The organism is Pectobacterium betavasculorum (assembly GCF_000749845.1).
Classification (GTDB): Bacteria; Pseudomonadota; Gammaproteobacteria; order Enterobacterales; family Enterobacteriaceae; genus Pectobacterium; species Pectobacterium betavasculorum.
This window is the reverse complement of sequence record NZ_JQHM01000001.1, coordinates 613,764-636,389: the sequence shown is the minus strand read 5'-3', so window position 1 is coordinate 636,389 and position 22,626 is coordinate 613,764. Positions and strand designations below refer to the sequence as shown.

Here is a 22,626-nt window from a genome sequence, read left to right as displayed (position 1 = left end):
CCTTTAAATGAAATAGGTTCCCTGCGCGACTTGTATCGCATGTCCACCAGCGTATAGCCGATATTTCTCTCCATCAGCCTGTGCAAGGCCGTACATTTTCGATGGGTGTCCCATCTCCACACCCTGTAAAATTTCCAGTGTTGTGCCGAAACGCGTGACGCCATGTCTGGCAAGATGCAGAGCCAAAGGCCCCGCGGCAGAGCCCGTCGCGGCATCTTCCACCACGCCATAAGCAGGAGAAAACATACGCATACGCCACGTATTGCCGGTACGGCAAAAGCAAAGTGCGGCTATATTTTCATGCCGGGCGAGCGCACGCTGATCGGGCACCAGTGCAGAAAGCATTTCCAGTGTTTCAACGCCGACAAAGACATGCCGCGGACCGACGTCATACATTTCAACTGGCAACGTGCTGCACGGGACACCCAATGCATGTAGTAGTGCGTCAGTCTGGGTATACCTCTGAATCACCGGTTCAGGCTGAACCATATCAATATGCGCAACGACCGCGTCACCTAGCCGTTCGGGGTATTCCAGAGTAAATGGAAAAATGCCCTTCGCGGTTTCAATATTCAGCGTGCTTTTCCCTAGACGCAGGGACAAGGCGAGCGCTGTTCCCAACAGCGGATGCCCTGCAAAACCCAGTTCATTGACGGGGGTAAAAATGCGGACATGGACATCACCGCCATGTTTCGGCTGGGATACAAATGTTGATTCTGAAAGTCTCATCTCAGCCGCAATACGCTGCATGACGTTGGTTTCCAGCTCATCGCAGTCAAAAAAAACAGCGACCGGATTCCCTGCCAGCGGCCTATCGCTGAACGCATTTACGATGGCATAGTGGTGCATAAACCCTCCTCAAAGAGAGAAGCAAGCGGAGCCAGGTGGGATTCATTCAGACAACAGGCGGCGACGGTAAAACTCATGCGCTTATCCGGCGCTCGCCCGATCATTTCAGCCGAACGATTCGGCGGTAAATCTGCCAGGGCGGGTTTCTTTTCACGCCACAGCATGATCGCCCCCCAGCGCGCGGGTGAATGATTCATCACCCAGTATTTCTCCTGAAGTGCTTCCACCGAACTCCAGGCAACCACATCCCGTTGTGTAAGTTGCTCCCGTAGGTCCTTGATATCAGGATCGTCTTCCGTGAGTTCCCACCACACCCATTCCATCATCATGGCATCACCATCTGTTGTATTGATTCATAAAGAATTCTTGGCCCATCAAGGGTCAAGACCGACTCTGGGTGGAACTGCATAGAGGAAAAACGCGGCCCGCGGAGGCCAAAAATATGCCCTGTGCTTTCATCACGAGAGACACGAATTTCCCCCTGAAGACCTAACGGAACGTTGTTGTCATCAATGGCGGTGAAGGTGTTGTAGAACCCGACTTTCTCTATCCGGCCAAAAAAAGAAATCTCTTTTTGAATCCCCTGGTTAGGGGAGTCCAGCGCAGCAATGGGGTATCCCAAGGAAGCACACAGAATCTGGTGGCCAAAACAAACGGCAATGAACGGATGGCCTTGTCTCATCGCATTCAGCATTAATTTTCGACTTCTAATCACTCGCGCATCGCTCAGGTCTCTTGGATCGCCGGGGCCGGGGCCAATGATCAGAAGTTCGTTTGACGCAATCCGAAAAGGGGAGGAATAATGCACAAGGCGAACACTCAACCCCATAGCACGAAGCTGATATTCCATCATGGAGGTAAAAGCGTCTTCGTTATCGACCAGCAGGGCATGTCTCGTCTCCGCCGTTTTTGCACGTGCCGCGAAGTGGCTGTCGAGCCAAAACGCGGCAAGGCGTTGGTTATGCTTCTGCAACGCAGCCATCACCTGTTCATCCTGAAAAACAGATTGGGAACCGTTAGTTAGTCCCATAGCACACTGAAATGCCGCAGCTTTAGCTCGCGTCTCCGCCGCTTCCGAAGCAGGATCCGAGGTTCTCACCAGCGTCGCTCCCAGCCCCATTGTCATCGCGCCAGTCCGGTCAATTTCAGTCGTCCTGATCAAAATTGCCGAGTCAATCGTGGGCTTTCCAGACGTTTGTCCCACTAATGCGGCAAAACCGCTGTAGTAGCCTCTACCGGATGATTCATACTTCTCAATAACTCGCGTCGCATTTTCGAGGGGACTACCGGTCACCGTCGGTGCAAATAAAGACCGTTGAAGAATCGTGGGGACAGAGAGCGAAGAATGTCCTTCAAGTCGGTAACCTGTATGCACCAAACGTGACATTGGCGTTAAAAACGGGCCAAAGGTTTTTACGTCCGAGTCGCAAATCCTGGTCATCATTTTCAGTTCTTCATCAAGAACCATTGACAGTTCATCTTCCTCTTTCTCATTCGATAAGAAGTCAATGAGCCCTTCGCGAGTCGGGCCAGTCGGCGGATAACGGTAAGTGCCGCTGATGGGAGTCATGGAAACACGCTGTTCATCCAACGTGATATGCCGCTCAGGAGAGGCACCGATTAATGTCACATCACGGCACTGAATAAAGAACGTCCAATACGCGCCATTCTCTTGCAGCAATAGATTTTTAAAGATGGTTAATCCCATCTCCGCGCTGTAGTCGGTTAGCGTCGCGTTATAAGCGCGACGAATCACGAAATTTGCCCCCTGCCCGGTTCCAATTTCTTTCTGGATAACCTCAGCGACCGTGCGGGCGTACTCCTCATCAGACGGTGTGAAATGCGCATTTCTGACATTCACGGCAACACTGGGCAAACACGTTAACGCCTTGTGTAGCGGTACAGTGTTGTAATCCGTAATGGCAATCGCAATCAGGGGCTTATGGTCATCAATCGCGCAATAGCCCCGCTCTGTAATCTGGCGATAGGGGGCAACGAGTAATATATCTTGCGTTTCCTCCTGCTCTTTTTTCACCAGAAGGTCGTCTAAATCGTGCAAATACGCCAGTTCGTGCTCATCACCCTCTATTATTTCGATTTCGGGATAGGCTTTTTTCTCTGGCCGGAATAACAATGCAAATGAATGATTTCCTCTGCCTATACCGTGCTTAAGCAATTCAGTGATGCTGGCTTCCGTCGTCATTTCAGCACCTCTTTTACAGGCAGAATAGAAGCGCAACATGAAGCCGCATAAGTCAACATGTTCTGATGCGCCGCACACGAAAAATCAGCAATGCCATCCTGAACGAGGAAAACCTCAATATCGCGAGAATATGCATCGAGAGCCGTAGTCAAAATCCCTATTTGCGCATAGACACCACATATAATTATTTGGTCTTTTTGGTTACGATTAAAAATCTCATCCAACTGTGAGGAGAAAAAAGCGCTATATCGCCACTTTTTCAATACATAATCTTCAGACTGTGGTGATAATTCCGACGCAATCTTAGTATGAGCAGGTTCGGCACTCATGCCCGCCCCCCAGAAATCATAAAGCAGGCCACGTTCTTTCGGCGTCATATTTCCTTTCTGTCCGGTATAGACAATAGGAATAGAGTGCTTTCTTGCCCAATCAATTAAACTCTCACAATTTTTTATTAGCGTATTACGTAGCATTGTTGGCAGCGGCGCGAGGAAAAAGTCCTGCATGTCATGAACTAAAAGTAAAGATCGTGAAGGCTCAATATTCCATGAAACATTATTTTTAACCGACAGCACTGGAGAACCAAGATCGTACTCTTCTATCTGGGGTATAGCCATGTCATATCCTCTTCAATATTTGAGGCGTAAAAGACCATCGCATCATCATGCGATTGACATAGAAGTAATAAAAATTAAATTAAGTGGGAATACCTTCACGTATTATCTTTGGAACGGGTATTCCAAGCGCACGAAATTGCTCACAAGGATTCATAAACTCCTTCTGGATAATTATCTTTCCATTTTTAAACTGAAAATAATGAATAAAATGGTTTTCATAATATCCTTTTGGATATCCTTTAAAATTAATTTCGCCTTTTCCATCACATTCCACCCAGAAAATATCCGGATCCTGGGTATCAAATATCTGGACGTTATACCATTGCCAATCAGGAAAACAGGCTAATGACCACACCGCATGTTCAGCTAACCGTTTTTTAGTTTTAGTGACAACGGGCTCTCCTGTATCTGTGGTCCATAATCCACCGTATCCTTCATCATCAAAGAGCTCATGTCGTGATAGCCTGGCCTGCCCTAAAGTTTCCATGTACTGCTTAACGGTCTTCCGATTATTTTCACGTGTGGCGCTATGCTTCATGATATTTCCTTATTCCTTATGAAGTAGGGTATTTATAATCAATACATTATATAAACTCAGCCAGACGATGCTGCCCATTTTTTAAAATCAGCGTTTTTAACCCCTCCCCTAATAAAATTCGCAACGGTGGTTTAGCCGCGTCAACTAATTCCATCATTGGCTGCGCTACACTTTCCGGCGCAGCAGGCATTAATCGGGGCCAACGCTGCTGCATCTCCTCCAAGGGAGGATAAATATCGCTATGAGGCGGTCGGGTAGCCGAGCAGCCAATCCAGTCTGTTAAATGTGGACCAGGCTCAACTAACGTGACATGAATACCAAATTCGTCGACTTCACCAGCCAATGTTTCAAGTAATCCCTCCACCGCCCATTTAGTCGCGTTATACATCGCCATACCGGGGAAAGTCATTAAACCCGCAATGCTGGATATTTGAATAATGTGCCCTTTTCTCTGCTCTCTTAATAATGGTAATACCGCTTGTATTACCCATAGAGAACCAAGAAAATTCGTTTCAATAATTTTCCTGGCATCAGACTCTGGAACCTCCTCCAACGGACAGAAAAGCGCATATCCGGCATTATTGATCACCACATCAATCCTGCCAAACTGGTGTACACCCTTTTCTACCGCCCGCATGGCGGCTGCCCGATCGCACACATCCAACGTAACCGGTAACAGTCTGTCATCGAATAACTCACATAAATCTGCTAATTTTTCTGGCTCACGCGCAGCGGCAATAACGCAATCTCCACGCCGCAATGCCGCTTCCGTCCATATACGGCCAAAACCACGGGAGGCTCCCGTAATAAACCATACTTTTCCCACATTATTCTCCTCAGTATTTGGGATGAATATTCATTTTATAGAGTGACAGGCAGAGTCATACCGCACCAATAAGTGATTTTTATAATTTACTTAAGATAAATAAACTGACTTTATTCCAAATAATTTAATATAAAAAGAATAAAGCCAGTCGATGAATTACAGTTTTTCAATATCACTAGTGTCTGTCGCGCAAAGACGAATTCGATGTCCGTCCGGATCAAGTGCAACAAATGTGTAACCAAATTCCAGTCTGGTCGGCGTCAATGCCATAGGCACATTACGGGATGCAAAGTCATTATAAATAGCATCGACTTCCTCAATTGAGATATCACTTAGGCACAGTTCAAACCCACCAAAGGCAGGTTCAGGTTTAGGCTCAATATCATGCTTTGTTTGTAACCCCAAGATAAATCCATCTTTCAAAGAAAATACGGAGAAGCCAGGAAAAGCTTCAATAGGCCCCTCCCCAAAAATAGACGCATAAAACGTTGTGCTGGCATCGACATCATTAACATAGAGAATGACACTATTTGGTTTAAACATATCGCTATTCCTTATTCATATAAAAAGAACATTTAAATACTCGCACGGGTAACACGGAGAAAATCTTTAAACTCCATGATATTAATACTAAAAGCCTATTTGTGATTTTAACGCACTGATTTTTAATGGAACAGAGTCTGTGTGTACAAGCACCATAGAATGATGATGCCAAAAATTAGGCATGCTGATAAATGTTAGACCAACAAAGGCCGTCCTTCTGACATTGAACTGACTCGTATATAGATAATCTGTTATTTCTCAGTTCATTAGAGACCTTTTATAGTTATAGGCAGAAAGCCGGAAATTTTGTAAAATCACTTAAACATCAAGAAAATAAATTCAATAACATTATTAGGAATACGGGAAAAAATAAAATATATAAGATTCAACTTAATTAACAAGCGAATAATTAGCGAAGAACCATTGTCAATCCTACTGATACCGATAAAAACAATTCTTTATACCTGTAATAAGTATGCATTAGCTTTTTTATCATTCCTAGCTAAAATTCATAAGCCAAATAGAAAATTGATTTAAGTCACACTTATCGTTCTCTTTTTAATCACGGCGATTTTCTCCTTGCTAAACCTTAAGCAAAAGCCTATTAATACTCGGATATTGCCATCAAAGGATAATGTAGGGGCAAGAATGAAATCGACATCTCCGATATTTACTGGTTTTACCAAAGAAAGCCTTACGTTCCTCAGTAAGGTAAAAGAAGAAAACAGCAAAGACTGGTATGATGAAAATAAGGCCTCTTATAATAAGATCTTGTTAGAACCTTTCCAAAACTTAGTCGTCTCATTATCACCAACGATACAGGAAATCGATCCTATTATTGAAATAAGACCCGATATAGGAAAGACGATTTCTCGCCTATATCGAGATACTCGATTTTCTAAAGATAAATCGCGCTATCGCGATAGAATGTGGCTCGTGTTCAAACGTCCGCAAAAGGAATGGATCGACTCACCGGTTTACTTTTTCGAAATCAGACCTCACTCTTTTTATTACGGTTTGGGTTATTACGCCGCAAGCCGTGACACAATGGATCGGGTGAGGGAACATATCCTGAACAAAGAACAAACTTTTTTACAAGCAACCAGACCCTTATTATCCCAATTCGAACTGTCTGGTGAAAGTTATAAGCGCTCATTAAAGCCCGATCTGCCCGATGAAATCGCTACCTGGTATAACAGGAAGTCTTTCTCCGTAATGGTAGAGAACCCTAATATACCCGACCTATTCAATAAACAGCTTGCAACTACACTGAGGGACGCTTTTATCTTACTCGCCCCGTTATACGCTTTCCTTGTCAACGTTGAAGAAGAAAAAAGAGCGGCAGCCTCCCCCCTTCATCATTTGATACGCTAACCGACAAACGCAACCAATGCGCAAACGAGTTGGCGTAGATTGGGCACCGATACATTGCAATAGTACCCCTCATCTTCTTGTAGGAATTTGATGCTGGCATCGGTACAATCGCTGCCCTAATGAACCCCAATCTGACTATTTCTTTATCATTATGAGCAATGTTTCTACCCCGCAACCACGTATCGGCTTTGTTTCCCTCGGCTGCCCGAAAAACCTCGTCGACTCCGAGAGGATTCTGACCGAACTGCGTACTGAAGGTTATCAGGTCGTGCCACGTTATGACGACGCTGAACTGGTGATCGTCAATACCTGTGGTTTTATTGACAGCGCCGTGCAAGAGTCGCTGGAAGCGATTGGCGAAGCGCTCAATGAGAACGGCAAAGTCATAGTGACAGGCTGTTTGGGTGCCAAAGAAAATCAAATACGCGAAGTGCACCCCAAGGTTCTGGAAATTACCGGGCCACACAGCTATGAACAAGTGCTGTCACACGTGCATCAATATGTTCCTAAACCGACGCACAATCCGTTTACCAGTCTGGTTCCCGAACAGGGTGTGAAACTCACGCCGCGTCATTACGCCTATCTGAAAATTTCAGAAGGCTGTAACCACCGCTGTACATTCTGCATCATCCCTTCCATGCGTGGCGATCTCGATAGCCGTCCGATCGGCTCGGTGCTGGATGAAGCGAAACGTCTGGTTGATGCCGGCGTAAAAGAACTGCTGGTGATTTCTCAGGACACCTCAGCATACGGCGCTGATGTGAAGCAGCGCATCGGCTTTTGGAACGGCCAACCGGTCAAGACCAGTATGGTCAGCCTGTGTGAGCAACTGGCGTCGCTTGGCGTGTGGGTGCGCCTACACTACGTCTACCCTTACCCGCACGTAGACGACGTGATTCCATTAATGGCAGCAGGCAAAATCCTGCCTTATCTGGATATTCCTCTTCAACACGCCAGCCCGAAAATCCTCAAGCTGATGAAGCGTCCGGGGGCGGTAGAAAGAACGCTGGAGCGCATTAAGCGCTGGCGCGAAATTTGCCCTGATTTAACGTTGCGATCTACCTTTATTGTCGGCTTCCCCGGCGAAACGGAAGAAGACTTCCAGATGCTGCTCGACTTCCTGAAAGAAGCCAAACTTGACCGTGTAGGCTGTTTCAAATTCAGCCCAGTCGAAGGCGCAGCGGCTAATGAATTGCCAGGTCAGGTGCCGGAAGAAGTGAAAGAAGAACGTTTCCATCGCTTCATGCAACTTCAACAAGCAATCTCCACCCAGCGTTTGCAGGATAAAATTGGCCGTGAAGTGCTGGTGCTGATCGATGAAATCGACGAAGAAGGTGCGATTGGTCGCAGCATGGCCGATGCGCCAGAGATTGATGGTGCAGTTTACCTAAATGGCGAAACTGGCGTGAAAGTCGGTGACATCGTCAAAGTGAAAGTCGAACACGCAGACGAATACGATCTGTGGGGCAGCCGCGTTTAACGCTCCCATAACGCCAGCTTTTCTGCCCGAAAGGCTGGCGTTTTATTTTCACGCCATATCTCCCCGAACGCTGAAAATTCAATCAATAAACTGCCCGTTCTTCGCCTTCGTCTTGCGTCCCCCTGTCAGGTAAAGTAGCCTTGAGGCATGATTAGTCTACTAGCCTTACCCGAGGCATAAGCATGTGGAAACGCCTGACATTCGCTTTGTTAGCCCTCATTGGCGTGCTGCTGCTCTCTGCTTTTGCCCTCGACCGCTGGATCAGTTGGAAAACCGCGCCATTTATTTACGATGAGCTTCAGACCTTGCCGCAACGCCAGGTCGGCGTCGTCCTGGGAACAGCAAAATACTATCGTACTGGCGTAATCAATCAGTATTACCTATTCCGTATGCAAGGGACGATTAACGCCTATAACAGCGGTAAAGTCAGCTATCTGCTATTAAGCGGGGATAACGCGCTGCAAAGTTACAATGAACCGATGACAATGCGTCGCGATTTGATCGCTGCGGGCGTGCCACCTTCCGATATCGTGCTGGACTATGCAGGGTTCCGCACGCTGGATTCCATCGTCAGAACGCGCAAGGTTTTTGACACCAACGATTTCACCATCATCACACAGCGTTTCCACTGTGAGCGTGCGTTATTCATCGCGCTGCACCTTGGCATTCAGGCGCAGTGTTACGCCGTGCCCTCCCCAAAAAACATGATGACCGTGCGAGTTCGTGAGTTTGGCGCTCGTCTTGGTGCACTGTTCGATCTGTATATTCTCAAACGCGAACCACGCTTTTTAGGACCACAGGTGCCGATTCCAGCAGAGCATAAGATCCCAGAAGATGCGCCAGACTACCCTGCCGTTCTGCCGGAACAGGTGCTGACTTCGCCAGTAAATCAGACTAAACCTTATCAACCGACGAAAACAGTATCGGAGCCCACACAGCAAAACGAGAAAACCGCACCGTAGCGTATTTTTTACGCCGTTTTACCTATCGCATTGGTCAGTTTACGCCATAGCCATTCAAGCGGCCCCTGACGGAAATAACGTAGCCAATAGTGGGAAAAGGCCAGATTGACTCCCCAGATAATGGGAACCAGCGCCAGCAGTTGCAGACGGCTGAAGGCCATAAACAGGCCAAGCTGGTTAAATAACGTTACGCAAATCAGCGTTTGCAGCAAATAGTTGGTTAGCGCCATACGCCCGATATCCGTAACCCAATATGTGATCCGCCATTGACATAGCGTGGCCCAAAAACCGTAACACAGTGCAAGATACCCTATCGCCTGTATTGGTGAACTCAGTTCACGCGGAATCTGCAACAATAGCCCGCTCCAGCGATACTCCCACCCCACCAGCCACTGCCCTGCCACGCCAATACTGTTAATTGCCACGCCCAGCGGAATCAGCCACAGGGCAACCTTACGATAGTGTGTGGTACTGAACTCACCTTTCAACCAGCCACTGCGCATCAACCCTGCGCCTAACAGCATCGATCCCGCCAGTAGCCAGCCGTACTGCACGCCCAGCGATAACAGGCTTTCCGTTAGCAAATCAACACGATTCCCCCACGCAACTGGCCCGCCTAACGTTCGCCAGTAAGCCTCATAGGTAATCTCTGCTATATCGGGCAGCCAGAATCTCCCCGGTTGTAAATTCAGAATCTGACTCAGCACAAACAGTACGCCAATTCCAACCAGATACAGAACCGCCCCGGTACGCATTAACAGTTGGCTGCTCTCCGCGTGGCGAATCATGCCGTAACACACCAGCCCAATCAGCGCATAGTCGAGCAAAATATCGCCATCCCACAGAAAAGTGGCATGAATCAGCCCGATGATCATTAACCAGAACAGGCGTGCATGTACCCAACGTTTTCCCCGCGAGAGCAGAAGCTGTAATCCCGCACCGAAAAGAAGAGAAAATAGCGTCAGGAATTTCGCCTGCGCGATCAGATCCATCGCCGCCCATGTTAAGGCATCAGATAATGTGGATTCCCCCTGCCAGGCCGGATTCAGGTATGCCGCATGCGGTAAACCAAACGCCGTAATATTCAGCAGTAGAATGCCCAAAATAGCGATGCCACGCGCGAAATCTAGCGCAACGATCCGCGAGGGTGGCAAATGAGGTGACGGTACAGTGTGAGAAGGCATACAAATTACATTTTCAAAGCATCAAAGTAGCGATTGTATGCACAGACGGGGAAAAAGCGAAGATGCTTACTGATTTAGCGATAATCAGTTTGGCGATGACAACGGGTACTTTCCTCATCATCGCCAATAAAAGAGGCTTAATTATGGTGGCGTACCGCGCGCAAGAATTCCTGGCGTGTGTTCTGGCTGGACTTAAACAGCCCGCCTAGCGATGTCGTGGTCGTGGCACTGGTTGCATCTCGAATACCGCGCGCCTTCACGCAGTAGTGCACTGCATCAATGGAGACTGCAACATTATTTGTTCCCAACAGCGTTTGTAATGCGATCAAAATCTGCTGAGTTAAGCGCTCCTGCACCTGAGGACGCTGGGAGAAAAACTGAACGATTCGGTTGAGCTTCGACAAACCGATGACGCCATCTTTCGGAATATACGCCACGGTGGCTTTCCCATCGATCGTCACGAAATGGTGTTCGCAGGTACTCGTCAATGTGATATCGCGCACGGTGACCATTTCATCGACCTTCATTTTATTTTCAATGATGGTGATTTTGGGGAAGTTTGCGTAGTCCAGGCCGGAGAATATTTCATCAACGTACATTTTGGCGATACGCGTCGGTGTTTCAGCCAGACTGTCATCGCCCAGATCGAGGCTCAGCAAATTCATAATTTCCGTCATATGCTCGGCAATACGTTGCTTACGCGTATCCCGCTCCAATAACGCTCCGCGCAGCGGCGTTTCCAGACCGCGTGCCAATAGCGCTTCGTGCACCATAACGGCTTCTTTACTTAGTGATGACATTATTATTCTCCTGCAGGTGTAACTATGCCTATCGCACTATCACGGCCTCGGTCAGACCCTAGCGCCGTCAACACTCTAGTTGAGAGAGTAACGATTATCCAGCGATTGTATGTCATGATTGTTGAAATAGATTCAAGTTATCAAGCAGGCGCGTGTGCCAGTGCGCCTTAGCAAGCGTCGAAGAGTACACACAGGAATGCGGCTATTCGGCGATAAACAAAAAAGCACTGAGAACATAATCCCAGTGCTTTTAACGATAAATCACCTGATTTTTGCGGCCACCGCTGTTCCGACACCGTTTGTCATGAAATTATCAGAAGGTTTCCCAGTTGTCGTTGGTATGACCTTTCTTACCGCCAGCGGCTGCTAATAACATCGGCTTCTGCGCCATTGGCGCTTTCTCTGCCAGACGCTGCTGAGGACGACGATGCCCCTCTGTGGCCGACAATTGGAACACCGATACTGCCTCGGTCAACTGACGGGCCTGATCTTCCAAAGATGCAGCGGCGGCGGCAGATTCCTGAACCAGCGCGGCGTTCTGTTGCGTAACGCCATCCATCTCGGTAACAGCCTGACCAACCTGAGTAATACCACGACTCTGCTCATCCGATGCCGATGCGATTTCTCCCATCAAATCGTTCACACGGGTAATGGCAGAAATGATGGAATCCATCGCTTCGCCAGTTTGTGTGACCTGATTTGACCCCATGTTGACGCGTTGAACGGATTCCGCAATCAGGCTTTCAATTTCTTTCGCCGCCTGAGCACTACGCTGCGCCAGATTACGGACTTCGCCCGCAACGACTGCAAAGCCGCGACCTTGCTCACCGGCTCTGGCTGCTTCTACCGCCGCATTCAGCGCCAGAATATTGGTCTGGAAGGCAATCCCGTTGATCACACTGGTGATATCGGCAATTTTCTTCGAGCTTGTCGTGATGCTCGCCATCGTCGCCATCACATCTGCTGTAACATCGCCGCCCTTCTTCGCAGCCACAGAAGCCTCCTGTGCCAGCTTCGTCGCTTGATGGACGTTATCGGCATTCTGTTTCACTGTCGCACTCAACTCTTCCATGCTAGCCGCCGTCTGCTCCAGTGCGGCGGCCTGCTGCTCGGTACGCGCGGACAGATCGTTGTTACCGCTTTTGATCTCGCTTGAGCCCTGATGAATCGACGCTGAACTGTCACGGATGATAGAAACCGTATTAACCAGACTTCCCTGCATCTCTTTCAGGTAAGGGATCAGTTGCCCAGCACAGTTACGACCAAACTCGTCAAGTGGGTGACCAAGCTGCCCGGCCGCCAGAACCTGGAAATAACCTTTAAGCATATTTAACGGTTTGACCAGATAGTTAACCAGATAGCGGTCTGTCAGCAGCAGGATAAACAACCCAATGATTGCTGCACCCAGCAGGATATAATTACTCCAGCTAGCCAGACCATAGACCTCATTCATTGACGTCTCTGAAGACGAAATCATCGCGGTCTGATATTTTTCCATATTGCTGCCAAACGCCACGCTCAGCGGCGGGTATGCTTTACGGAAAAGCTGACGAAACTCTTCTTGGCGATTCTCACGAGCGGCGTTCAACATCGGCGTCAACCCGTTATCCAACAGTTGGGTCCACGACGCGATCATATTATCTGCCGTGTCTTTATCGACGCCAGCATGTGTAGCAGCTTTAAACGCAGCAAGTTGATCCGAGGTGTTTTTCAATGCGGTGGTTGCAGACGTAAATACTTTTTCTGCTTCCGCCGTTTCGCCCGTTTCCTGAAAATCCATCGAACGCAACAAGCGAGTAACCGTACGGAAATACTGGTCGTTGCCTTTTACCAGCATCTCTACATTTTTACGCTGAGTGTCGCCGGACTCCAATAGTTTAGTCATGCTGCTTAATGACGTAGAGGTAAAGAAAGCGGCTCCACCCCATACAATCAAAAACAGCCCTAATATTGTTAAAAGCATTGCCCTGATGGTGATATTTTTTAAAAAATTCACAGAAGACTCCTATAAATTATCTGGCGGTTTTCCTCTGCGCTTTCTACAAGATAGTTGCACATCGTTAATTGGAAATACGCCGGGTGTTACGTCATTTAATGAAGAGCTAATGCCCTCATTAGTTAGAGTTATTTTCCTTTAATGACAAAAAGATGCACTTCCTTACAGTAACGATAAAATGCTCCTGCCATACATTGACATTATCGGCACTTTGGCTGGGCACTTTACGCTCTTACATCAACAAATGCGATAGAAATGAAGAAATGCGATAGTTTTTGACTATTGTTTGGTTACAACTATTTACTTATACATTTAACTGTTTATTTTAATTATCTATTTATTTTCTCTCTTCCCCCATTGTGTCGGGGAAAATACGAATTTATTTTTCTGTGATTATTCTTATTTTTATCCTGACCTCTTTTTCTGGAAAATATCACCTATTTATGTAATAGGTGATTGTGGTGCTATTAATTCAGACCGTGATCATTTCATCGATTTGTTCCCTTTCTAAATCCAGATATTAATCCAGATGATAATTACACCTCTAATTTTCATCAGCCAGCAGGCTTCATGCCACCAGATTGAGGTTGTGTTCGCTACCCATGCGATCCAAGCCAGTTGCGAAATGCACAGCTTGCCGCTACACTTCACAAAAAATGAATAATCAAACAATAGTTCATTACAAAAAGAGAAAGATATGGATTTGACCCAACTCCGCATGTTCTGTCTTGTCGCCGAAACGGGCTCCGTCGCGCGTGCCGCAGAGCAGCTTCATCGGGTGCCCTCAAATCTGACCACGCGATTACGTCAGTTAGAGCAGGAGCTGGGCACCGATCTGTTTATCCGTGAGAAACAGCGCCTGCGTCTATCGCCGATAGGTCACAATTTTTTATGCTATGCACAGCGTATTCTGGCGCTCAGCGAGGAAGCGATCAGCATGACGCGCACGGGCGAACCCGCAGGTAACTTCGCGTTAGGATCGATGGAAAGCACCGCGGCAACTCGCTTGCCGACGCTATTAGCAGCTTATCATCAGCGCTACCCGAATGTCTCACTGTCTCTGAATACCGGCACGTCAGGAGAAATTATCGAGCGTGTGCGGGCAGGAACGCTGGCAGCCGCGTTAGTCGATGGCCCCGTGGTGTACGACGAACTGAATGGTTGCTCGTGTTTTGCGGAGCGATTAGTACTGATCTCCGACCCTGCACACTCGCCGATAACGCATGCTCGAGATGCCAGCCACGATACGCTGTTTGCCTTTCGCCCCAGCTGTTCCTACAGAAAACGCCTGGAGAACTGGTTCCGCCAGGATGGTGTCATCCCTGCCACTATCATGGAAATCCACTCATACCACGCCATGCTTGCCTGTGTAGCCAGCGGCGCGGGGCTGGCCATGTTGCCCTATGCCGTCCTCGAATCGCTGCCGGCAGGCGCACGCGTTCAGGTACATGAGTTACCACCCGATATCGCAACTGCCTCAACCTGGCTAGTCTGGCGGCGCGACGCTTTCGGCCCCAATGTCGAAGCGCTTAAAAAACTCATTATTGAGCAGTCCACCCAGCCGGAATGAACATTTATTTTCAGTAAACGACTATTTTCAATAGAGGCGATGTCGTGCTGAACACCGCGCCCTATCATTAAACTTACCACCCATAACGGTATGCCATTAGGAGTCTCCACCATGCAAATGATTAAAACCCGTGCCGCCATCGCCTGGGGTCCAAACCAGCCACTGTCGGTTGAAGAAGTGGATCTTATGCCCCCGCAGAAAGGTGAAGTGTTAGTGCGCATCGTCGCCACTGGCGTATGCCACACAGATGCCTACACGCTGTCCGGCAAAGATCCTGAAGGTGTGTTCCCGGCAATTCTTGGCCACGAAGGTGGCGGGATTGTCGAAGCCATTGGGGAAGGCGTAACCAGCGTTGCCGTTGGCGATCACGTTATTCCACTTTACACCCCGGAATGTGGCGAATGTAAATTCTGTCGCTCCGGCAAAACAAACCTGTGCCAGGCTATTCGCTCCACACAGGGTAAAGGCCTGATGCCAGACGGCACCACCCGCTTCTCCAAAAACGGCCAACCGATTTTCCATTACATGGGAACATCCACCTTCGCCGAGCACACCGTTGTACCTGAAATTTCGCTGGCGAAAGTGAATAAAGAAGCGCCACTGGAAGCAGTCTGCCTGCTGGGCTGTGGCGTTACCACCGGCATGGGTGCCGTGCTGAATACAGCAAAAGTTAAAGCAGGCGATACAGTGGCTATTTTTGGCCTCGGCGGTATTGGTTTGTCGGCGATTATCGGCGCGCAAATGGCCGGTGCCGGACGCATCATTGGTGTCGATCTTAACACCAGCAAATTCGATCTGGCACGTAAACTGGGTGCCACCGACCTGATCAATCCAAAAGACTACGATAAGCCGATTCAGGACGTGATTGTTGAACTGACTGATGGGGGCGTGGACTTCTCCTTCGAATGTATCGGTAACGTTAACGTTATGCGTTCCGCGCTAGAGTGCTGCCATAAAGGCTGGGGTGAATCCATCATCATCGGCGTGGCAGGCGCAGGAGAAGAAATTGCAACACGTCCGTTCCAACTGGTAACCGGTCGCGTATGGCGCGGTTCTGCTTTCGGCGGTGTGAAAGGTCGTAGTGAACTGCCAGGTATTGTTGATCGTTACCTGAAAGGTGAATTCCCGCTGAATGACTTCATCACCCACACCATGGGACTAGACGACATCAACACGGCATTCGATTTAATGCACGAAGGAAAATCGATTCGCTCAGTGATTCATTTCGGTTAATTGCGCACTGTCAGGAATAAAAAGGAGGCTGTACAGCGATGAACTCATCACTGGAACTGCTGGAAGAACACCGTATGTTTGGCGGCTGGCAACAGCGCTATCGCCATGTGTCAGAAACGCTGAGCACTGCCATGACGTTCAGTATTTATCTGCCACCGACACAGGATGACACCCCGCCGCCCGTGCTTTACTGGCTGTCAGGGTTAACCTGCAACGACGAAAACTTTACGACGAAAGCAGGCGCACAGCGCGTTGCCTCCGAGCTGGGTCTGGTGTTGGTCATGCCGGACACCAGCCCGCGCGGCGATGGCGTAGCAGATGACGCAGGGTACGATCTCGGTCAGGGCGCGGGATTCTATGTGAATGCTACGCAGGCTCCCTGGGCAACACACTACCGGATGTATGACTACATCAGTAGCGAATTACCGGCGCTGATTCAGCAACATTTTAATGTGAACAGCCGCCAGTCCATCAGTGGACATTCGATGGGTGGCCACGGTGCGCTGATGCTGGCGCTACGCAATCCGGAGCAATTTCTGTCTGCATCGGCGTTCGCGCCAATTGTTAACCCAAGCCAGGTTCCCTGGGGGCGTAAGGCGCTTACCGCTTACCTCGGCGAGGATGAAACCCAGTGGTTGCAGTATGACAGTTGTCATTTGCTGGCAAATAGCCAGAAGAAGCTGCCCATGTTGGTCGATCAGGGCGATTGCGATCAGTTCCTCCCCGATCAGTTGCAGCCGGCAAAACTGGAAGAGCTGGCAAGTCAGTACGCGTGGCCGCTGACGCTGCGAACCCAGTCCGGCTATGATCACAGCTATTTCTTCATCGCCAGTTTCATCGAAGATCACCTGCGCTTCCACGCCCAGTACCTGTTTGAAGAAGAACCGCTCGCACGATAGTTGTTCGAATAATGGTGCTATGCTTATCCCGTTGAGAACAGCGCTCCGGTACACCCTGAGCGCTGTTTCTCTTTCCTGTTACAACGCAGTCGCATTAAAATATTCGATTACACACCTGTCCCGCCTCATTACCGGAACCAAGACAAACAAAAAGGAAATCTTGATGATACGCGTTCATCACCTCGAAAAATCGCGTTCGACCCGCGCGACCTGGCTGTTGGAAGAACTGGGCGTTGACTATGAAATTATTCGCTACGCGCGCGACCCAAAAACGTTCAGTGCTCCGGCGTCGCTCAAGCAGATTCACCCGCTAGGGAAATCGCCGGTGATTACCGATGGCGAATTGACCATTGCCGAATCCGGGGCCATTGTGGAATACCTGATTGAGACTTACGGCAATGGCAGACTGCGTCCACAGAGCGGGCAAGCGTTGCTGGACTATCGCTTCTGGCTGCATTTTGCCGAAGGTTCGCTCATGCCGCTTCTGGTGATGCGTCTGGTATTAGCGAAAACAGAGTCCGCGCCAATGCCGTTTTTCATCCGCCCGATAGCACGAAAAATTGTGCAAAGTATCGAGCAAGCCTTTATTGTGCCGCGACTGACCACTCAGCTTCAGTTCATCGAACAACATTTGAGTAAACAGGACTGGTTTACCGGGGAGTCGCTCAGCGGTGCCGATATACAGATGGCTGTGCCGTTGGTTTTGGCGAAAACGCGACTGGATTTAAGCCACTACCCGCATATTCAGCAGTACATTGAACGGATAGAAAGCCAACCTGCTTTTCAACGAGCGATCGCTCAGGATTAACGGCATAATCAGGATATCCCTCATCGGCGACAAATAACAAACTGGTCGATGGGAGACAGAGCAGAAATTCTGTGAGCATTTACTGATTATTCATGATCTAATAAAGATATGATTTTGTTTAACCGCGATATATTTCGAGCTATATACTCTAGATAATTCGAGTTTCAGGCAGGCGGCAACTATAAGAGCAGCCAACGCACAAGCAGCTTGAAGTGTGACGGGTGTATACACGATATGGTTTTCGAAAGGTAGCATACCGTCAGGATGCGGCATCGATAGGTTGGGAGTGATTAATTTTGCAGAGAAAACGCGTTGCATCAACCGAGTTATTTTCAGTCGGTTACGATGCAGAAAAAAGTCAGTTGGAAGTCGAACTGCTGAATGGGAGTATCTATCTCTACAGCGGCGTAGCACGCATGATTTATGAAGAGCTGATGGCAAGCAAGACGAAGTATCGTTACTACGCCAGCTATATCAAAAATTCATTCCCCTACGAGAAAACACAGTAGTTTTTAAAGATAAAGAATAGTCTTTGAGGGCGGAGACTTCCCTCCGCCTCTTCCCTACGATCTATTCCCTGCCCGACTCAACGGTGTTAAACGCTGCCAGCAAGACATCTTCATTTAGCACCAGTGGCAGATAATGAATGGATTCCCCCGTTTGCAAAGTACGAGTAATCACGGCCTGAAGCGCAGCGCGATCGTGAATATCCACATCCAACTCAGCCAGCGATGTGGGTAAACCAAACACCTTGAACGCCGCTTTCAACTGGAGCAACGTTTCCTTGTCGCCCAGCAAGGCGCTTTGCACCAGAATGCCATAAGCCACTTTGGTACCGTGCAGAAAGCGTTCGGTTTGTGGCAACACCGTCAAGCCATTATGAACCGCATGCGCTGCCGCTACGCGAGTGTACCGCTCTCCCAATCCACCAACCATGCCGCCCCCAGCAATGATCGCATCCACCACATCTAGAAAATCCTGCGTCAGCTCACCGCGCTTGACGGCTTCTAACGCGGACGCACTTTGTTGCAGCAATACATTGCGGATATCCAGCGCAGTCTGTAAGCCAAGACGAACAGACAGAGGCAGCGTTTCAGGCTGTGGGCTGAGAACCACGGCTTCATACCACTTCGCCAACGTATCCCCCACTCCTGCCAGCAGATATTCAACCGGCGCTGCCAGCATGATCCGCGGCTCGACCAATACCAAATGATTGGCATCGGTGAAAATTTCAAAACGTAAAGCCTGGCCGGCATCATTATACCAGACGGACAGAGGCGTCCAGGCCGCACAGGTTGCCGCAATGGTCGGGATGGCCACCAGCGGTACACCGATATGACGCGCAGCGACCTTAGCGGTATCCAGCACGGCTCCACCGCCAACGCCAATGACAACCTGACATTCACCGCCTGCCTGTGCCACCAATTTTGCGACTTCCCCCTCGCTGCAATGCGCACCAAATTGAACCCGTCGGGCTGAAGATGACTCAAACTCGGCCGGTAAATAAGGACGAGCGGCGGCGATCGCACGTTCACCGTAGATCCACAGCGCGTTTTTCAGCACCTCTGACGGGTAAAACTCCAGCAGCTTATCGATGGCGCCAGGAAAAGAGAAATAGTTGGCAGGACCAACCTGTACGCGAACGGTCGTGGTGTGCATGTTTGAGCATTCCTCTCCGTACCCTATCTTGAGCACGGCTCTTATCTTATGTTTGTCTGGTAGATGGCGTTCTACCCTGTTGATAATTCCATCTTATTCACTTGCCAGCGGCAGATTAAGAACTTTTTTATTTAATTTATGCCTTTTCGTTCATAGCCCACGACACTCAAACACGTGAAGCTGTATTAAATTCTCTGGGATATATGCTACCTTTCTTTTCCGTTATTTCATGACCTTGACCGCCAAGAGCGTTACCGACCATGATCTCTACCCTCCAAAGTCGACTGGAAATGCACAACATTTCTATCTCCTTTTCTGGTTTCCACGCCCTCAAGCAGGTTAATTTCACACTGGAAGGTGGTTCGATTCATGCCCTGACTGGCGCGAATGGTGCGGGTAAATCCACGCTGATGACGATCCTGTCAGGCGCTTACGATCACTATCAGGGTGATATTCTGATTAATGGTAAACAGGTCGATGTTCATTCGCCCCGTGATGCCAAGCGGTACGGCATTCATTTGGTGCAGCAGGAAGTCGATGTCGCGCTGGTTCCCACGCTATCCGTGGCGGAAAACATTATGCTGGATACGCTGGCGCAGGACGGGCATCTACTGAGTTGGTCGCAGATATACCGTCAGGCACAGACGCTGCTTGACCAGCTTGGTGTTCACCTTAATGTTCGCCAACGTCTGGGTAGCTGCTCGCTGGCTGAGAAACAGCAAATCCTACTGGCCCGTGCGTTATCTCACGAGTGTCGCTTCCTGATTTTAGATGAACCTACCGCTCCGCTGGATCAGGCTGAAAGCGCACGTCTCTTTCAAGTAGTTCGCCGTTTACAGGCCGATGGCATCGGAATCGTGTTTATTTCCCACCGTATTCATGAACTGAGTGAAATCTGCGATACGTTGACCGTTCTGCGTGACGGCGAATTTGTCAGCAGCGGCGCGATGCGGGGGCTGAGCGGTGAAGAGATCGTAGAGAAAATGCTGGGACACAGGCTCGACGATATCTTCCCACCGCGCCGAACCGTAACTTCCGAAGAGACGCTGCTTCAGGTCACCGGTTTGCACGACGAAACGCTGCTGCACAATATCTCGCTCACACTGCGCAAAGGGGAAATTCTGGGCATTGCCGGGTTGGCCGGTGCGGGTAAAACCGAATTGTGCAAAGCACTGTTCGGCGCGGAACCGTGCCAGATAACACAGGGAGAATATCGTGGCAAACCCTGGCAGCCTCATTCACCTCACCAATCCGTCGAGCAAGGTCTGGCGCTGGTTCCTGAAGAGCGGCGCAAAGAAGGGATTTTTATTGATGAATCCGTCACCATGAATCTTAGTATCACTGCCACCGACAGTTTTTCCCGCTGGGGGATATTCAGCCGCGGCAAGGCATTGCGCTGGGCGAAACAGATTGTTGAGCGGTTCGCGGTTCGCACCACCGGCCCGGCGCAAAAGCTCGCACGCCTGTCGGGTGGGAATCAACAAAAGGTGGCCATTGGCAAGTGGCTACGCGGTGAAACACAAGTTCTGATTTTTGATGAGCCCACTAAAGGCGTCGATATCAAGGCCAAACAGGACCTGTTTACATTGATTGACGGCCTCGCCCGACAGGGCAAAGGCATTATTTATGCATCGGGCGAGTTTTCCGAACTTGTCGGGCTCTGCGATCGCATCTGCGTGCTATGGGATGGCCGCATTGTCGCAGAGCTGAATGCCGCAGAGATTGACGAAGAAACCCTACTTTTATATTCAACTGGAGGAACTCCCGCGTGAGTCACCCACTTTCATCTAACGGGGCGCTCCCCTTCCGTCACCACGTTTTCGAGTTTCTCTATAAGTGGGGCATGTTAATTACCGTTGTCGCGTTGATTGCCCTGTTCGGGCTAGCGTCGGATAACTTTCTCGATCCCTATAACATCATCAATATTTTGCGTTCTATCGCCATTGTCACAGTGATTGCGATTGGCGTCTCCATTTCGCTGTCCGTGGGCGGATTTGACCTTTCCGTGGGATCAACGGCGTCGTTGGCCAACGCACTGGTTATCTCCCTCTTTGTCTGGCATGGATTCGGCACCACCGACGCGATTGTCCTGACGCTCCTGCTGTGTACGCTAGTCGGGCTATTCAACGCTTTTCTCATCGTCGTGCTGAAGATTCCCGATATGTTGGCAACGCTCGCCAGTCTGTTCGTCATTCAGGGCGTGGCGATGACGTACAGCTATGGCGGTTCCATCACGCAAAACATGGTGTTGCCCAGCGGCGAAATGGCGGAAGGCGTTATTCCTGAGTTCTTTGCCACGCTGGGCCAGGTGCCAGTGATTGTTGTCATCATGCTGGCCGTGACGGTGCTAGTGCAGTTGTATCTGTCCCTTACCAAGCACGGTCGCCGGATGTATGCCATCGGCGGCAACCCGGAAGCCGCTCGGCTGGCTGGGATCCGCACCGCACGTTATCGGGTGCAGGCGTATGTGTTCTCTTCATTACTCGCCGCGCTAGGTGGGATCTTACTCGCATCACGCATCGGCTCTTCGCAGGTTAATGCCGGGGGCGGCTACCTCATGGATGCCGTTGCCGCAGCCTATATCGGTTTCTCACTGGCGGGATCCGGCAAGCCGAATGCTTTGGGTACGTTGCTCGGTGCGGTTATTCTTGGCGTCTTGCAGAATGGTCTGGTGATGCTTTCTGTACCTTATTACGCTATGGATATCATCAAAGGGTTGGTTCTGGCGCTCGCGCTGGCGATGACGTATATCCAGAAACGCTAATGCCTATTTACCTCCGCCCCATTCATCTGACTGGGGCGAATTCACAATGCACCCCATCAATCCGTTCCCTCATTACTTTTATATAAGCGTTAACCGCAGGAAAAAGTCACCACCATACAGCACTATTTACTTGCGTTATTATTTGTGGGTGAATACTTTCTATAAAAACAAAATAAACATAAGAATAATCACAAAAAATACGTAATTACTTAATACTAATGTGTCGCTATTTTCATCTTCACGGGATATAAAAAGTTAAGCAGACAATAGATTACGAAAGATTCAACCGGCTTGAACGTTCAATTTTGATAATGAATTAAA

The 22,626-nt window shown here is 49.2% G+C and carries 21 protein-coding genes; 10 read left to right on the top strand and 11 right to left on the bottom strand.

Annotated elements, in window-relative coordinates; translation table 11 throughout:
- Positions 1 to 3: 3 nt before the first annotated feature.
- The 7 genes from KP22_RS02855 to KP22_RS02825 all read right to left on the bottom strand — a co-directional run bounded on the left by KP22_RS02855 (position 4) and on the right by KP22_RS02825 (position 5,576).
- Complete coding sequence (locus tag KP22_RS02855) at positions 4 to 849, bottom strand: PhzF family phenazine biosynthesis protein (RefSeq protein WP_039300806.1); 846 nt, start codon at positions 847 to 849, stop codon at positions 4 to 6.
- Entirely contained in the window at positions 828 to 1,178 is a 351-nt protein-coding gene (locus KP22_RS02850; protein ID WP_052012457.1) for a hypothetical protein, read from the bottom strand. The genes KP22_RS02855 and KP22_RS02850 overlap by 22 nt, the downstream gene beginning before the upstream one ends.
- Entirely contained in the window at positions 1,175 to 3,052 is a 1,878-nt protein-coding gene (locus KP22_RS02845) for an anthranilate synthase family protein (protein ID WP_039322263.1), read from the bottom strand. The genes KP22_RS02850 and KP22_RS02845 overlap by 4 nt, the downstream gene beginning before the upstream one ends.
- The gene (locus tag KP22_RS02840; protein ID WP_039322260.1) at positions 3,049 to 3,669 is read right to left on the bottom strand and encodes an isochorismatase family protein; all 621 of its coding nucleotides are present in this window, start codon (positions 3,667 to 3,669) and stop codon (positions 3,049 to 3,051) included. Before KP22_RS02840 ends, KP22_RS02845 begins: the two co-directional genes overlap by 4 nt.
- Before the next feature lie 79 nt (positions 3,670 to 3,748).
- Positions 3,749 to 4,207 (bottom strand): PhzA/PhzB family protein, encoded by a 459-nt coding sequence (locus KP22_RS02835; RefSeq protein ID WP_039300816.1) that lies wholly within the window; start codon positions 4,205 to 4,207, stop codon positions 3,749 to 3,751.
- Between the two features lie 46 nt (positions 4,208 to 4,253).
- On the bottom strand, positions 4,254 to 5,033 hold the full coding sequence (locus KP22_RS02830; RefSeq protein ID WP_039300820.1) for an SDR family oxidoreductase: 780 nt from the start codon (positions 5,031 to 5,033) through the stop codon (positions 4,254 to 4,256).
- Positions 5,034 to 5,189: 156 nt separating this feature from the next.
- A complete protein-coding gene (locus KP22_RS02825; protein WP_039322258.1) occupies positions 5,190 to 5,576 on the bottom strand; it encodes a VOC family protein in 387 nt (128 codons plus the stop codon).
- Between the two features lie 648 nt (positions 5,577 to 6,224).
- Between KP22_RS02825 and KP22_RS02820 the strand changes: the two genes are divergently transcribed.
- From KP22_RS02820 to sanA, 3 genes are all read left to right on the top strand, one after another.
- Positions 6,225 to 6,950 (top strand): DUF2461 domain-containing protein, encoded by a 726-nt coding sequence (locus KP22_RS02820; RefSeq protein ID WP_039322256.1) that lies wholly within the window; start codon positions 6,225 to 6,227, stop codon positions 6,948 to 6,950.
- 151 nt (positions 6,951 to 7,101) lie between these two features.
- Positions 7,102 to 8,430, top strand: coding sequence for a 30S ribosomal protein S12 methylthiotransferase RimO (gene rimO, locus KP22_RS02815; protein ID WP_039300829.1), 1,329 nt, complete (start codon positions 7,102 to 7,104; stop codon positions 8,428 to 8,430).
- 182 nt (positions 8,431 to 8,612) lie between these two features.
- Positions 8,613 to 9,392, top strand: coding sequence for an outer membrane permeability protein SanA (gene sanA / locus KP22_RS02810; RefSeq protein WP_039322253.1), 780 nt, complete (start codon positions 8,613 to 8,615; stop codon positions 9,390 to 9,392).
- A gap of 8 nt (positions 9,393 to 9,400) precedes the next feature.
- Here sanA and yeiB read toward each other — a convergent pair whose 3' ends face one another.
- From yeiB to KP22_RS02795, 3 genes are all read right to left on the bottom strand, one after another.
- A complete protein-coding gene (gene yeiB, locus KP22_RS02805; protein WP_039322250.1) occupies positions 9,401 to 10,576 on the bottom strand; it encodes a DUF418 domain-containing protein YeiB in 1,176 nt (391 codons plus the stop codon).
- 137 nt (positions 10,577 to 10,713) lie between these two features.
- The gene (gene folE / locus KP22_RS02800; RefSeq protein WP_039300838.1) at positions 10,714 to 11,376 is read right to left on the bottom strand and encodes a GTP cyclohydrolase I FolE; all 663 of its coding nucleotides are present in this window, start codon (positions 11,374 to 11,376) and stop codon (positions 10,714 to 10,716) included.
- A 313-nt stretch (positions 11,377 to 11,689) separates the two neighbouring features.
- Positions 11,690 to 13,372 (bottom strand): methyl-accepting chemotaxis protein, encoded by a 1,683-nt coding sequence (locus KP22_RS02795; protein WP_039300841.1) that lies wholly within the window; start codon positions 13,370 to 13,372, stop codon positions 11,690 to 11,692.
- A gap of 697 nt (positions 13,373 to 14,069) precedes the next feature.
- On the opposite strand from KP22_RS02795, the gene ptrR reads away from it, so the two are divergent.
- The 5 genes from ptrR (at position 14,070) to KP22_RS02770 (ending at position 18,391) form a co-directional block, all read left to right on the top strand.
- Entirely contained in the window at positions 14,070 to 14,942 is an 873-nt protein-coding gene (ptrR, locus tag KP22_RS02790; RefSeq protein WP_039300844.1) for a putrescine utilization regulator PtrR, read from the top strand.
- 111 nt (positions 14,943 to 15,053) lie between these two features.
- Positions 15,054 to 16,175: an S-(hydroxymethyl)glutathione dehydrogenase/class III alcohol dehydrogenase gene (locus KP22_RS02785; RefSeq protein WP_039300847.1), complete on the top strand. Its 1,122-nt coding sequence runs from the start codon at positions 15,054 to 15,056 to the stop codon at positions 16,173 to 16,175.
- A gap of 38 nt (positions 16,176 to 16,213) precedes the next feature.
- Positions 16,214 to 17,074 (top strand): S-formylglutathione hydrolase, encoded by an 861-nt coding sequence (gene fghA, locus KP22_RS02780; protein WP_039300849.1) that lies wholly within the window; start codon positions 16,214 to 16,216, stop codon positions 17,072 to 17,074.
- A gap of 163 nt (positions 17,075 to 17,237) precedes the next feature.
- On the top strand, positions 17,238 to 17,882 hold the full coding sequence (locus KP22_RS02775) for a glutathione S-transferase family protein (RefSeq protein WP_039300850.1): 645 nt from the start codon (positions 17,238 to 17,240) through the stop codon (positions 17,880 to 17,882).
- 296 nt (positions 17,883 to 18,178) lie between these two features.
- Positions 18,179 to 18,391, top strand: coding sequence for a KTSC domain-containing protein (locus tag KP22_RS02770; protein ID WP_039300853.1), 213 nt, complete (start codon positions 18,179 to 18,181; stop codon positions 18,389 to 18,391).
- Between the two features lie 61 nt (positions 18,392 to 18,452).
- Here KP22_RS02770 and KP22_RS02765 read toward each other — a convergent pair whose 3' ends face one another.
- The gene (locus KP22_RS02765; RefSeq protein WP_039322247.1) at positions 18,453 to 19,541 is read right to left on the bottom strand and encodes an oxidoreductase; all 1,089 of its coding nucleotides are present in this window, start codon (positions 19,539 to 19,541) and stop codon (positions 18,453 to 18,455) included.
- Between the two features lie 260 nt (positions 19,542 to 19,801).
- On the opposite strand from KP22_RS02765, the gene KP22_RS02760 reads away from it, so the two are divergent.
- Positions 19,802 to 21,313 (top strand): sugar ABC transporter ATP-binding protein, encoded by a 1,512-nt coding sequence (locus KP22_RS02760; protein ID WP_039322243.1) that lies wholly within the window; start codon positions 19,802 to 19,804, stop codon positions 21,311 to 21,313.
- A 71-nt stretch (positions 21,314 to 21,384) separates the two neighbouring features.
- Positions 21,385 to 22,305 (top strand): ABC transporter permease, encoded by a 921-nt coding sequence (locus KP22_RS02755; RefSeq protein WP_244880008.1) that lies wholly within the window; start codon positions 21,385 to 21,387, stop codon positions 22,303 to 22,305.
- Positions 22,306 to 22,626 lie beyond the last annotated feature (321 nt).